10 protein-coding genes and 1 pseudogene are annotated in these 13847 nt (G+C 70.7%); 6 read left to right on the plus strand and 5 right to left on the minus strand.

Annotated features, from left to right (window positions below):
* Window positions 1–210: 210 nt before the first annotated feature.
* The 4 genes from BGM09_RS15610 (at window position 211) to BGM09_RS15625 (ending at window position 6759) form a co-directional block, all read left to right on the plus strand.
* Window positions 211–1593 (plus strand): S8 family serine peptidase, encoded by a 1383-nt coding sequence (locus BGM09_RS15610; RefSeq protein ID WP_188282187.1) that lies wholly within the window; start codon window positions 211–213, stop codon window positions 1591–1593.
* Between the two features lie 230 nt (window positions 1594–1823).
* Window positions 1824–3377, plus strand: a complete 1554-nt coding sequence (locus BGM09_RS15615) for a chitinase (RefSeq protein WP_188282188.1) — start codon at window positions 1824–1826, stop codon at window positions 3375–3377.
* A gap of 133 nt (window positions 3378–3510) precedes the next feature.
* Window positions 3511–4347 carry an undecaprenyl-diphosphate phosphatase gene (locus BGM09_RS15620; RefSeq protein ID WP_188282189.1) on the plus strand — a complete coding sequence of 279 codons (837 nt, stop codon included), beginning with the start codon at window positions 3511–3513 and terminating at the stop codon, window positions 4345–4347.
* 162 nt (window positions 4348–4509) lie between these two features.
* Entirely contained in the window at window positions 4510–6759 is a 2250-nt protein-coding gene (locus BGM09_RS15625) for an RICIN domain-containing protein (RefSeq protein ID WP_411158313.1), read from the plus strand.
* Between the two features lie 232 nt (window positions 6760–6991).
* On the opposite strand, the gene BGM09_RS15630 is transcribed toward BGM09_RS15625, so the two are convergent.
* The 4 genes from BGM09_RS15630 to BGM09_RS15645 form a co-directional block, all read right to left on the minus strand.
* Window positions 6992–8095 (minus strand): Gfo/Idh/MocA family protein, encoded by a 1104-nt coding sequence (locus BGM09_RS15630; protein ID WP_188282190.1) that lies wholly within the window; start codon window positions 8093–8095, stop codon window positions 6992–6994.
* Window positions 8092–8835: a sugar phosphate isomerase/epimerase family protein gene (locus BGM09_RS15635; RefSeq protein WP_188282191.1), complete on the minus strand. Its 744-nt coding sequence runs from the start codon at window positions 8833–8835 to the stop codon at window positions 8092–8094. The genes BGM09_RS15630 and BGM09_RS15635 overlap by 4 nt, the downstream gene beginning before the upstream one ends.
* Before the next feature lie 107 nt (window positions 8836–8942).
* A complete protein-coding gene (locus BGM09_RS15640) occupies window positions 8943–9863 on the minus strand; it encodes a sugar phosphate isomerase/epimerase family protein (RefSeq protein WP_188282192.1) in 921 nt (306 codons plus the stop codon).
* Between the two features lies 1 nt (window position 9864).
* Window positions 9865–11049 carry a Gfo/Idh/MocA family oxidoreductase gene (locus BGM09_RS15645; RefSeq protein ID WP_317452714.1) on the minus strand — a complete coding sequence of 395 codons (1185 nt, stop codon included), beginning with the start codon at window positions 11047–11049 and terminating at the stop codon, window positions 9865–9867.
* A gap of 158 nt (window positions 11050–11207) precedes the next feature.
* On the opposite strand from BGM09_RS15645, the gene BGM09_RS15650 reads away from it, so the two are divergent.
* Window positions 11208–12389, plus strand: a complete 1182-nt coding sequence (locus BGM09_RS15650; RefSeq protein WP_317452715.1) for an ROK family protein — start codon at window positions 11208–11210, stop codon at window positions 12387–12389.
* A 113-nt stretch (window positions 12390–12502) separates the two neighbouring features.
* On the plus strand, window positions 12503–13618 hold the full coding sequence (locus BGM09_RS15655; RefSeq protein ID WP_188282194.1) for a DUF5954 family protein: 1116 nt from the start codon (window positions 12503–12505) through the stop codon (window positions 13616–13618).
* Window positions 13619–13661: 43 nt separating this feature from the next.
* On the opposite strand, the pseudogene BGM09_RS15660 reads toward BGM09_RS15655, so the two are convergent.
* Window positions 13662–13847: pseudogene (locus BGM09_RS15660) on the minus strand (NTP pyrophosphohydrolase); the annotation flags it as partial.

Consider the following 13847-nt stretch of genomic DNA (forward strand, 5'->3'; position numbering starts at 1 on the left):
CGACGCCGCCCCACGACAGCGCACCAAGACACCGCCCCACGACACCGCACCATGACAGCTCGTCATGGCATGCCCATGAAACGGCCAAGGGGCGGCCATCCGGGGTAAAGCGGTCGGCAGCAAACGGCGAAGTCTCTTGTCCTGGGCATGATCTGTGGGTGTGATCGCGGCATCCGTCTCGTGCGGTCGCACTCCACACAAGGAGAGTCCATGCGCAGATTCCGTCCGCGGCCCCGAGCCGCGGTCGCGGCGGCAGGGGTCATCGCCCTCGCCGCCGCCGCTTTGACAGCCGCTCCCGTCGCCGGGTCCGCCATCGCCGCCCCGGCGCGTACCGCACCGGTGGTGAAGGCCGTGCCCGCCGTCACGGGGCACCGGCTGGTGAGCGGGGCGAGCAGCCCGCTCAGCGGCGCGCAGTGCCAGGCGAAGTGGGGCATCAACTGCTACACCCCGCAGCAGTACCGCCAGGCGTACGACCTCAAGCCGCTCTACCGCGCCGGTATCACCGGCAAGGGGCGGACGATCGTGATCGTCGACTCGTTCGGGTCACCGACGATCCAGCACGACCTCGACGTGTACAGCAAGCAGTTCGGCATCGCCAGCTCGCACGTACAGGTCGTCAAGTGGGGTGATGCGCCGCCGTTCGACCCGACGAATCCGGACCACACCGGCTGGGCGAGCGAGAGCACGCTGGACGTGGAGATGGCGCACGCCGTCGCGCCCGACGCGCACATCGTGCTGGTGGAGACCGGCGTCGCGGAGACCGAGGGCGTCGAGGGACTGCCCGAGATGATGGACGCCGAGAAGTCGATGATCGAGCACGGCGTCGGCGACGTGATCACGCAGAGCTTCGGCGCCACGGAGAACACCTTCCCCGGCTTCGACCGGGGCGACTTCTCCAGCATCCAGAAGCTGCGGTACGCCTTCAAGGCCGCCGCCGCGCACGGCGTGACGGTCCTGTCGTCCTCCGGCGACGGCGGCGCCACCGACTCGATGGCGGACGGCAATACGGACTACCCGTACCCGGTGAACTCCTGGCCCTCGTCCGACCCGCTGGTCACCTCGATCGGCGGTACGCAGCTCCACCTGGACGACGCGGGCAACCGCACCGCGCCCGACAGCGTCTACAACGACTACGGCGCGGGCGGCGGCGGGCAGTCGCACGTCTTCACCAGGCCCTCCTACCAGGACGCGGTCAAGAACGTCGTCGGCGCCCGGCGCGGCACCCCGGACATCTCGATGACCGCGGCCGTGGACGGCGGCGCGTGGGTGTACTCCTCCTTCGACCCGACGGCCGTCGGGTGGGACGTCTACGGCGGCACCAGCGAGTCCAGCCCGCTGTTCTCCGGCATCGTCGCGCTGGCCGACCAGCTCGCCGGGCACCGGGTGGGCGACATCCACCGGGCGCTGTACGCGCTCTACCGGAGTGACAGCAGGCTGACCGGGATCGTGGACGTCAAGGACGGCACGAACAACTCCTACGACGGCGTCACCGGCTACACCGCCGTGAAGGGGTACGACATGGCGACGGGTGTCGGCACGCTGGACGCCGCGCGGTTCGTTCCCGCGCTGGCGATCGCCAGTTGGCGGCGCTGACCGCGCGAGCGGGGTACTGACAGGTCACCGCCGCGCCCACGCGGGCGCGGCGGTGACGCGTGCTGTCCGGGCGCCGGAAATGTCCGGTCCCGTGGGGTGAGTGGTCCAACTCCGTTATCTGTTAGGACTCTTGACAGTTGGGTGGTCCAGACCAACAGTATTGGTCCAGACCAGCAGCGCCCCCTGTGCTGTCGGCCCTCACACATCCCCCCTCGAAGGGAGCGCGGTCCATGACCGGACCCGTTCGCAGACCACTTCGCGCATTGCTCACCGGACTCGTCACCGCCACCGCGGCGGCCGGGCTCGCCCTGACCGGCAGCGGCACCGCCCACGCGGCCACCCCGCTGCCCGCCCACGTGTTCGCCCCGTACTTCGAGGCGTACAACGGCGACAGCCTCTCCGGCCTGGCGTCGGCCTCCGGCAACAAATTCCTCACCATGGCGTTCATCCAGACGCCGTCCGTCGGCTCCTGCACCCCGTACTGGAACGGCGACAGCTCGCTGCCGATCGCCCAGGCGAACTTCGGCGCCGACATCGACACGCTCCAGGCGGGCGGCGGCGACGTCATCCCGTCCTTCGGCGGTTACGCGGCCGACAACAGCGGCACCGAGATCGCCGACAGTTGCACCAACGTCAGCTCCATAGCCGCGGCCTACGAGAAGGTCATCACGACCTACGACGTCAGCCGGATCGACCTCGACATCGAGGACAACTCGCTGACCAACGCCGGCGGTATCGACCGCCGCAACAAGGCCGTGAAGATGGTCCAGGACTGGGCGGCGGGCAACGGCCGCTCGGTGCAGTTCTCCTACACCCTGCCGACCACCACCCACGGGCTGACCACCGGCACCGCGGGCGACGGCTCGGGCCTGTCGGTGATCAAGAACGCCATCTCCAACGGCGTCAAGGTCGACGTCGTGAACCTGATGACGTTCGACTACTACGACAACGCCACGCACAACATGGCGACCGACACCCAGACCGCCGCCACCGGCCTGCACGACCAGCTCGCCGGGCTCTACCCGTCGAAGACCGACGCGCAGATCTGGGGCATGGTCGGCGTCACGGAGATGCCCGGCATCGACGACTTCGGCGCGGCCGAGACCTTCACTACAGCCAACGCCACCACCGTCTACAACTGGGCCGTCGGCAAGGGCATCAACACGCTGTCCTTCTGGGCGCTCCAGCGTGACAACGGCGGCTGCCCCGGCCAGGGCGGCTCCGACACCTGCTCGGGCGTCGCACAGAGCACCTGGCAGTTCAGCCACACCTTCCAGCCCTTCACCGGCGGCGGCACCACCACCCCGCCCCCGGCGAACGACTTCTCGGTGTCGCTGACCCCGGCCTCCGGCTCCGTCGCGAAGGGCGGTTCCACCACCTCCAGCGTGCACACCGCCGTCGCCTCCGGCACCGCGCAGTCCGTCGCGCTGACGGTCTCCGGCGCCCCGGCCGGTGTCACCGCCACGCTCAGCCCGACCTCGGTGACCGCGGGCGGCAACGCCACCTTGTCGGTCGCCACCACGGCCTCAGCGGCCCCCGGCACGTACACCCTGACCGTCACCGGCAAGGCGGGCACCACGACCCACACCGCCGCGTACACGCTCACGGTCACCGGGACCACAACCGGCTGCACCGCCACCGCGTGGAACAGCGGCGCGGTCTACGTGGGCGGCAACACCGTCTCGTACGCCGGTCACACCTGGAAGGCCAAGTGGTGGACGACGGGCGAGACGCCCGGCACCACCGGTGAGTGGGGTGTCTGGCAGGACCTCGGCGCCTGCTGATCCGCCTCCCGCGGCGGCCGGGCCCCGGATTCGGGGTCCGGCCGCCGATCCTCTACAGTCTGACCGTTGTCTACGAACATGTAGTCGTAACGGGCCGGGGCAGTCACCGGCGGACAAGGGGCGGGACCACCCAATGAGCGTCATCGGCGTCGGCCAAGCCGTCATTCTCGGCGTCGTGGAAGGAGTGACCGAGTTCCTTCCGGTCTCCTCCACCGGTCACCTGAAAATGACCGAGGGCCTGATGAACATCCCGGTGGACGACAAGGCTGTCGTCGGCTTCACCGCGGTGATCCAGACCGGCGCCATCGCCGCCGTCTTCGTCTACTTCTTCTCCGACATCAAGCGGTTCGTCGGCGCCTGGTTCAAGGGGCTCGCGGACAAGAGGGAGCGCGACAACCACGACTACAAGTTCACCTGGTGGGTGATCTACGCGACCATCCCGATCGTCGTCGTCGGGCTGGCCGCCAAGCCGCTGATCGACGGCGCCCTCGCGTCCTTGTGGGTCGTCGCCTTCTCGCTGATCGGCGGCAGCGTCGTCATGTGGTGCGCCGAGCAGATGGCGCGATTCAAGCGCGGCGAGGACCAGGTCACCTTCAAGGACGCGATGATCGTCGGCTGTTCGCAGATCCTCGCGCTGCTCTTCCCCGGCTTCTCCCGGTCGGGTGCCACCATCTCCACCGCGCTCATCCGCGACCTGGACCGGGTGGCCGCCACCCGCCTGTCGTTCTTCCTCGGCCTGCCCGCCCTCACCGGCGCGGGACTGTACGAGTTGAAGGACGCCACCAGCGGGGGCGTCGGCGTGCCCGCGCTCGCCGTCGGCACCGCCGTGTCGTTCGTGATCGCCTACGCCTCCATCGCCTGGCTGCTGAAGTTCGTCGCCAAGCACTCGTTCAACTCCTTCGTGATCTACCGGATCGTGGTCGGAATCCTGCTGATCGGCCTCCTGACGACCGACACGATCGGTTCCTGACGTACCGTCAGGCGCACTGGGAGGGCCCGGCCGAGACGGCCGGGCCCTCTTTTCCGGCCGGATAGTTCACGACTTATTTTTTGATGTGTATTGACTCGCCGACGGGCGGCCCCTAGCGTCCACACCGCATCGCGACCCCACAACGCGACCGAGGAGACACGTGTGACTCAGGTCCCCACCGTGCCCGGCACGCTCACCCGCACCTCCCGCACCCGCAGACGAACAGCCGCCATAGCGGCGGCACTCGTCCTGCCGGTCTCGGCCTGCATCGCCCTGGTCACCGCACGGGACGCGGGCGCCGCCACCATCCCGGCCGCCCCGGCCACCGTCACCAGCGTCAACAGCGGCAAGTGCGTGGACGCGCGCGCCGCGGCCACCGCCAACGGCACAGCGGTGCAGCAGTACGCCTGCAACGCGAGCGCCGCCCAGCAGTGGCAGTTCACCGCCACCGACAGCGGCTACTACCGGATCGGCGTGTCCACCGCGCCCACCCAGGTCTGGGACGTCACCGGCGTCTCCACCGCCGACAGCGCCACCACACAGCTCTGGCTGTACGGCGGCGGCAGCAACCAGCAGTGGCAGCCCGTCGCCGAGAGCAGCGGTGCCTTCCACTTCGTCAACCGCAACAGCGGCAAGTGCCTCGACGTGCCCAGCGCGTCGACCGCCGACAGCGTGCAGCTCCAGCAGTACACGTGCAACGGCACCACCGCGCAGTCGTTCAACGTCAGCGGCAGCGGCGGCGGCACCACCCCGCCGACCACCCCGCCCAGCGGCGGCGACCCCGACCTCGGCCCGAACACGGTCGTCTTCGACCCGTCGATGTCCGCCTCGACCATCCAGTCCAAGCTCAACTCGATCTTCAGCCAGCAGGAGACCAACCAGTTCGGCAGCCAGCGCTACGCGGTGCTCTTCAAGCCCGGCACCTACAGCGCGGACGTCAACGTCGGCTTCTACACCCAGGTCGCCGGACTCGGCCTGAGCCCCGACTCGGTCACCATCAACGGCAAGGTGCACGCCGAGGCCGACTGGTTCCAGGGCAACGCCACCCAGAACTTCTGGCGTGACGCCGAGAACATGTCCGTCAACCCGACCGGCGGCAGCGACCGTTGGGCCGTCTCGCAGGCCGCCCCGTACCGGCGGATGCACGTCCGCGGCAACCTCGCGCTGGACGACGGCGGCTGGTCGAGCGGCGGCTTCATCTCCGACTCCAAGATCGACGGACAGATCCAGTCCGGCTCCCAGCAGCAGTTCCTCACCAAGGACACCGAGATGGGGTCCTGGAGCGGCTCCAACTGGAACATGGTCTTCGTCGGCGACAAGGGCGCGCCCGCGCAGAGCTTCCCGACGTACACCACCGTCGCCAGCGCGCCCGTGGTGCGCGAGAAGCCCTTCCTGTACATCGACAGCGCGGGCAAGTACCAGGTCTTCGTGCCCGCGCTCCAGTCCAACGCGTCCGGCACCACCTGGAACGGCAAGACGCCGGCCGGAGCGTCGCTGCCGATCGACCAGTTCTTCGTCGTCAAGCCGGGCAACACCGCCTCCGACATCAACGCGGCGCTCGCGGCGGGCAAGAACCTGCTGTTCACGCCGGGTGTCTACCACCTCAACCAGACGATCAACGTCACCCGGCCCGACACCGTCGTCCTCGGCCTCGGTCTGGCCACGCTCGTCCCGGACGGCGGCATCACCGCGCTGACCACGGCCGACGTGGACGGTGTGAAGCTGGCCGGGCTGCTGATCGACGCGGGCACCACCAACTCCCAGACGCTGATGCAGATCGGCCCGGCCGGCTCGTCCGCCAGCCACGCGGCCGACCCGACCAGCCTGTCCGACGTCTTCTTCCGGATCGGCGGCGCGGCGGTCGGCAAGGCCACCCAGTCGCTGGTCGTCAACAGCAACAACGTCATCGGCGACCACATGTGGCTGTGGCGCGCCGACCACGGCAACGGCGGCACCGTCGGCTGGAACACCAACACCGCCGCCACGGGCCTCGTCGTCAACGGCCAGAACGTCACCATGTACGGCCTGTTCGTCGAGCACTACCAGCAGACCCAGGTGCAGTGGAACGGCAACGGCGGCAGAACATACTTCTTCCAGAACGAGATGCCCTACGACCCGCCCAACCAGGCTTCCTGGATGAACGGTTCCTCGCAGGGCTACCCCGCCTACAAGGTGGCCGACTCGGTCACCAGTCATGAGGCGTGGGGGCTCGGCAGCTACTGCTACTTCTCCGCCAACTCCTCGGTGGTGTCGGCCAACTCCTTCCAGGTGCCGAACACCTCCGGTGTGAAGTTCCACGACATGGTGACCGTCTCGCTCGGTGGTGTCGGCACCATCAGCCATGTCATCAACACCACGGGAGCGGCCGTGAACAGCGGCCATCAGGTCACGTACCTGACCAGCTACCCCTAGGCACAAAAGGGGTACACGGGGGACACCGTGGGGCCGGCCGGCACAGGGGGCGCATCCCGTCGGCCGGCCCCACCTCCGTGGTGACGACCGACACACCCGTGGTCGGTGAACCCCCGGGAGTCCAGTCGCTGTCATCGGCAGCCGCGCAGCGGTGACGTGGTTCCCAAAAACCCCGGCCGGCCCATCCCCCCACGGGTGGGCCGGCCGGGGCCGACGGTGGTCGAACGCTGCGTCAGGACAGCGTCGATGCCGCCGGGTCCCACGCGTCCGGCAGCGGTGACACGGCCGGGGCGCTGGTTTCGAGGGTGCGGACGGTGTGCTCTTCGGCGGCGTCCGTTACCGTGGCCATCAAGTCGAGTACGTGCTGGGCGAGTTCGCCGGAGGCGCGGTGCTCGGTGCTGCCCCGGATGGCGCGGGCCATGTCCAGGACGCCGAGGCCGCGACCGGCGACCGTACCGGTGACGGGCAGGTCGCGCCAGTCGTCGTCACCGAACGCCCGGACCTGCAAAGGCCCTTCGAAGGTGTTCGGGTCGGGCAGTGACAGCGTGCCCTCGGTGCCGGTGACCTCGATGAGGCGGCGCGGCACCGAGGAGTCGAAGCTGAAGGTCGCCGAGCCGCTGGGGCCACCGGCGAAGTCCAGCAACGCGTGCACGTGCGTGGGTACGTCCACCGCGAAGGACGTGCCCTCCTTCGGCCCGGAACCGATCACCCGGTGCGCACGCGCCTGCCGCGCCGAGGCCGAGACCCGCGCCACCGGCCCGAACAGGGCGACCAGCGCCGTCAGATAGTACGGACCGATGTCGAACAGCGGCCCGGCGCCGTACTGGAAGAGGAACTCCGGGTTCGGGTGCCACGACTCCGGGCCTGGCCCCTGCGTGACGGCGGTCGCGCTCACCGGCTCGCCGATGACCCCGGCGGCCAGCGCCCGCTGCGCGGACTGGAGCCCGGCGCCGAGGAAGGTGTCGGGAGCGCTCCCAACCCGCAGCCCGCGCGACCGCGCCTCGGCCAGGATCTTCGCCCCGTCGGCCGGCGCCAGCGCGAGCGGCTTCTCGCCGTATACGTGCTTGCCCGCCTGGAGGGCGGCCGTGGCGACCTCCGCGTGCACGGCCGGGATCGTCAGGTTGACGACGATCTCCACCTCGGGGATCGCCAGCACCGACGCGAGGTCGCCCGAGGCCGCGATCCCGTACGTCCCGGCCGCCGTACGGGCCCGCTCGACGTCGATGTCGGCGACGGCGAGCACCCGCAGGTCGGGGAAGGCGGTCAGATGGTCCAGATACTGGGTGCTGATGACACCGGCGCCGACGACGGCGACGCCGACCGGGCCTGTGGTCATGAACGCTCCAGCGCGGTGAGGTAGGAGAGGCTTTCCGCGACGGCCTCGAAGATGTCGCCGGCGCAGGAGTCGAGTTCGACGATCCGCTGCGCGTCGGGCGCGGCGGCCAGGATCGACGGCACGTCGATGCGGCCCTTGCCGACCGCGGTGTGCGGCTCGTCCTTCACGCCGGGACCGTCCTTGACGTGCAGCGCCAGCACCCGGTCGCCCAGCGCCCGCAGCAGCGCCGGTACATCGGCCCCGCCGACCGCCGCCCAGTACGTGTCGACCTCCAGGAACACCTCGGGGGCCAGCCGGTCCGCCAGCTCCTCCAGCGCCGTCCTGCCGTCGAAGCGCGGCTCGATCTCCCACCAGTGGTTGTGGTAGCCGATCCGCATACCGCGCTCGGCGGCCTTCTCGGCGAAGCCGTTGAGGATATCCGCGGTGCGCGAGAGGCCGTCGGAGGTGGTGAACTCCTCGTGCGCGATCCCGCCGGGGATGATCACCAGATCGGTGCCGACCGTGGCGATCGCGTCGAAGACCTCCGACGCCTCCTTGTCGAACAGGGCGTACGCGTGGGTGCTGTTGACGCTGAGCCCCAGGTCGTCGGCGACCTTGCGGAAACCGGTCGGGTCGGCCGTGGGGTCGTACGCCTCGACGGCTGTGTAACCGATCCCGGCGAGGCGGGACAGCGTGCCGTCGCGGTCGGCGGCGATCTGGTCCCGGAGGGTGTAGAGCTGGATGCTCAAGGGCGTGGCCATCGTGACGATGCCTCCTGGAAGTACGGCGGGTGCGGGTGCGGGTGCGGCGGGTGCGGCGAGTACGGGTGGTACGGGGGAGCGGCGGCCGGCGGTGACGCGCGGTCGGATCAGCCGACGATCAACGGCCGCAGTGTGCGGTGGGCGATCTCCAGACCCTGGGTGATCCGCTGGACGTCGCCGCTCCAGACGGGGTCCTCGTGCTCGACGGAGAGCGTGCCCGTGAAGCCGCCCTCGTAGAGGGTGTCGACGATCCGGCGCCAGTCGACGTCGCCGAGCCCCGGCACCCGGTAGCGCCACCAGCCGCTGTCCCAGCCGTCGGTCCGCGCCACCGACCGGCCGAAGAAGCCGTAACGGTCCCTGGCCCGCGGGTCGAGCTGCGCGTCCTTGGCCTGCGCGTGCGGGATGCGGTCGATGTACGGCTTCAGCGCCTCGACCGGGTCGATGCCGAGCCACAGCAGGTGCGAGGGGTCGTAGTTGAGATAGAGGCCGAGGTCGAACATCCACTCCCACAGCTCGGGGGAGTAGGCCAGATTCCCCGGATAGCCGTCCGGGTGCCAGCCCTCCATCACGCAGTTCTCGATGATGATCTTCACACCGCGTTCGCCCGCGTACTCCACCAGCGGCGGCAGCTCCCGCTCGGCCAGCGCGATGTTCTCCTTCACCGTCAGACCGGGGTGGCGGCCGACGAACGTGCCGACGTAGTCCACGCCCAGCAGTTGGGCGGCGTCCACATTGGCGCGTACGTGGGCGGCGATCTCCGCCCTGCGGGTCTCGTCCGGGTGCAGGTTGTTCTCGTAGTACGCCAGCGCGGACAGCGTCAGGCCGTGCCGGTCGAACAGGCCGCGTACTTCGTCGGCCCGCTGCTTGTCGAAGCCGGTCACATCGATGTGGCTGGCCTCGAACTCCCGTGAGCCGGTGGACGGCCAGGTGGCCACCTCCAGCGCCTGGTAGTCGTGCGAGGCCGCCCACGCGGCGATCTCGTCCAGCGGGAGCTGCGGAAGGCAGGCGGTCAGGAAGCCCAGCTTCATCTCAGGAGACCTCTTTCCAGGTCCGGTCCGCCGCCGAGTCCAGTACGGCCTCGGTCAGGCGCACCATGCGGGCGGCGTCGTCGAAGGTGGGGAACGTGCCCCCGGTGCCGTCGGCCGCGGACCCGCCCGCCGCGCCCGGGGCGCGGATCGCGGCGTGCACATCGCGGACGAAGGCGGCGAAACAGTCGAGATATCCCATCGGGTGGCCGCCGGGGACCACCGAGAGCCGGGCGGCGGCGGGCGAGAGCGTGGCCGGGTCGCGCAGCACGGCCGCGTTCTCACCGCGGCTGCCGACGAACAGCGACTCGGGGTTCTCCTGGTCGAAGGCGAGCGAGGTGCGGGTGCCGTCCACCTCGAACCACAGCCGGTTCTTCCGGCCGGGCGAGATCTGCGAGACGGTCACGGAACCGGTGGCGCCGCGGTCGGTGCGGAACAGGAGTTGCACCACGTCCTCGGTGTCCGGCCTGACCGGAGCGCCATCGCCCGCCGGGTCCGTACGGTCCACGGTCTGGCTGACCGCGGTCAGCTCCGCGATCCGGTGCCCGGTCACCCACTCCACCAGGTCGCACCAGTGCGAGCCGATGTCCGCGAAGGCGCGGGAAGGTCCGCCCGCCGCCGCGTCGACCCGCCAGTTGGTGTCGCCCGGCTCCGAGAGCCAGTCCTGGAGGTAGTGGCCGTGCACCAGCCGGACCTCGCCCGCCCGGCCGTCCAGCACCCGGGCCCGCGCCTCGGCCGCCATCGGGTGGTAGCGGTAGACGAACGGCACCGCCGCCACCAGGCCGCTGTCCGCGGCGAGCGCCGCGAGCGCGTCCGCGGTGGCCGACGACGTGGTCAGCGGCTTCTCGCACACCACGTGCTTGCCCGCCCGCAGCGCCAGTTCGGCGAGCCCGGCGTGCGCGTCGTTGGGCGTACAGATGTGCACCACGTCGACGTCGTCACTGGTGACCAGCGCCTCCGAGGAGTCGAAGGCCCGCCCGACCCCGAGCGCCGCCGCGGCCTCCTTGGCCCGCGCGGGTGTCGACGCGCTGACCCCGACCACCGGGGCGCCGCTCCTGCGCACCGCGTCCAGGTGCACCTGGCCGATCATGCCCACACCGGCGATGGCCGTACGCAGTGTCGTACCGGGTGTCGTACCGGGTGTCGTGCGCAGCGAAGAACCCGCTGTATCCGAGCTGGTACCGCCCACAAGTGCCCTCCCTTTCCGCTTGGTTGAAACGCTAGCCACCGCTGTTTCGGTTGACAATGGCAATATTTTCGCTATCTTCTGTCATAAATCGGGGGCCTGGCCGCGCAGGACGCGGATCGGGGACGACGGACGTACGGCGCAGGGGAGGGCAGGAACCGGTGACAGCCGCAAGCGACCGGCAGTTGACCGCGCTCAGCGAACTGGCGGGACTGGTGGCGGGCGGCGCCACCCGGCGCAGCCAACTCGCCACCGCCACCGGGCTGTCCAGGGCCGCGGTCGCCCAGCGCGTGGACCTGCTGATCGCCAAGGGCCTGCTGGTCGAGACCGGCACCATGGCCACCGAGCGCGGGCGCCCGCCGCTCACCCTCCAACTCGCCTCGCGGAACGCCGTGGTCTGCGCCGTCGACCTCGGCGCCACCCACCGCACGGTCGCCGTCGCCGAACTCGGCGGCCGGGTCCTCGCCGAAGCCACCGAAGCCCTCGACATCAACGCGGGACCCGAGGCCGTACTGACCGGGGTGCACGAGCAGATCGGCCGCCTGCTGGCCGACGCGGGACACCCCGCCGACCACGTACGCGCGATCAGCATCGGCGTACCGGGCCCGGTCGAGGCCCGCACCGGTACGGTGATCCGGCCGCCGATCATGCGCGGCTGGGACGGCTACCGGGTCCCCGGCTTCTTCGCCGGGCGCTACCACGCGCCCGTCCTCGTCGACAACGACGTCAACATGATGGCCCTGGGGGAGTACGGCCACCGTCCGGCCACCGCCCATCTGCTGTACGTCAAGGTCGGTACGGGCATCGGCTGCGGCATCGTCTCCGGCGGTGTCGTGCACCGCGGGGCCAGCGGCGCCGCGGGCGACATCGGCCACATCCGGGTACCGGGCCACGACGACGTGCTGTGCCACTGCGGCAACACCGGCTGCGTGGAGGCCGTCGCCTCGGGAGCGGCCATCGCGGCGAAGCTGCGGGAGGCAGGGTTGCCCGCCGAGCACGCCGCCGATGTGGTCCGCCTCGTGGCCGCGGGCGACCCGGTGGCCCGCCGCCAGGTACGGCTGGCCGCCCAACGGCTCGGCGACGTCCTGGCCTCGCTGGTCAGCTTCTACAACCCCGACACCATCGTGCTCGGCGGCAGCATCGCCAGCCTCCACGACGACCTGCTCGCCGACATCCGCGGCGCCGTCTACCGCAGGGCCCTCCCGCTGGCCACCAGAACCGTCGCCATCGAGACCACGATGCTCGGCCGCAGGGCGGGCATCGAGGGCGCGCGGCGGCTGGCGGTGCAGCATCTGCTCTCGCCCGAGGGCATCGGACACGTGCTCGCGGAGCCCGCGGTCTGAACCACTGTTGCCCCCATACCTGCCGGTGGACGCGCGTCACGTCACCTCACGGACCCATGACGGCTTTGGCGTATGGGTCGCGTACGCCCCCGCGGTGTGGGCATGCTGGTCCCATGGATGCGCACGGCGACGATGTTCCTGCCTACCAGACGATCCGGGTCACCACGCCCGAGTCCCCGGTCGCGGCGCTCGCCGACATCGAGGCGTGGAAGGCGAGAAAGACCTACCCCTCGATGCTGTTCGCGGGCGGCCCGGTCTTCGGCATCGCGTGCGAACTGGACTCCGGCGGCTGGGAGTTGCACCCGTACTTCAGTGGACTCGCCCCGCAGGACGCCCGCGACAGCCTCGGCTCCCACTTCCGCCGCCTCTCCCACGCGGCCGGCGAGGCCGGTGACCCCGAGGCCCAGGCCGAACTCCTCGCCGCGGGCGAGCGCATGGACTGGGAAGCCCTCGACGAGGTGACGGTACGCGGCAGCCGCTACCGCGTGGTGCGCGCCGAACGCTTCATCCGCATGGGGCCCGACGGGCCCGAACCCCCGCGCGACACCGACCCCGACCCGGGCGGCCCCGGCGAGTCCGGCGGCTTCGACCCCGCCGCGGGCCTGGTCATCGACCCCGTCAACGCGACCGGCATGTCCGAGGGCATCCTCAAGGTGGAACTCCTCGCCGCCCTCCGCAAAAGCGGCACCGTCCCCGCTGACGTCCGCGACGACTCGCGGCACGCCGCCGACACCCATCCCGGCGGTGTCCTGCTCCCCGCCACCTTCATGACCGCCGAACGCGACGGCGGCAGTTGGCGCCCCGACTCCAGCGGCACCGCCACCACCCCGCAGTCGGCCCGCGACGGCCTCGCCATGCAACTGCGCGTCATGCTCCCCTGGCAGAAGGACCTCAGCCCCGAGCAACGCGGGATCTACTCCCGCGCCGCCGACCACCTCGACGAACACCGCTGCGACGAACTCGACGTCGGCGGACGCCACTTCCGCGTGATCCGCGTCGAACGCCTCATCCGCATCGGCCCCGACGGGCCCGAGGGCCCCCGCCCCTCCGACCCCGACCCCACCCCGCCCGTCATGGTCCAGGACCAGCAACTCCGCGAACAGGGCCTCCCCGCCGACGAGGACGAGGAGTCCGACCCCGAACCGGACGAGCACATGCGGAAGTTCATGCGCCTCTTCGAGGAGGAACGGCTCCGCCGGGACAACCTCAAGAACAAGCCCCACCCCTGACGCCCCCGCCGGAGGCGAGAGGGCGGCACATAAGGGGGAGGCGTCAGCGTGGCCGGACCGACCGCGGCCCCACGACGGCCGCGCCGACCTCCGCGACGCGCGCCCGCAGGCCACGGTCGGCGGTGACGACGAGGCACGGGCGGTCGGGGTCCGCGGTGCGGGAGCGGGCGGCGACCTCGGTGATGAGGTCGTCGCCGCTGCCGGGCGCGGACTCCACGCGTACGCCGGG

This window comes from Streptomyces sp. CBMA29, assembly GCF_014596445.1.
Lineage (GTDB): Bacteria > Actinomycetota > Actinomycetes > Streptomycetales > Streptomycetaceae > Actinacidiphila.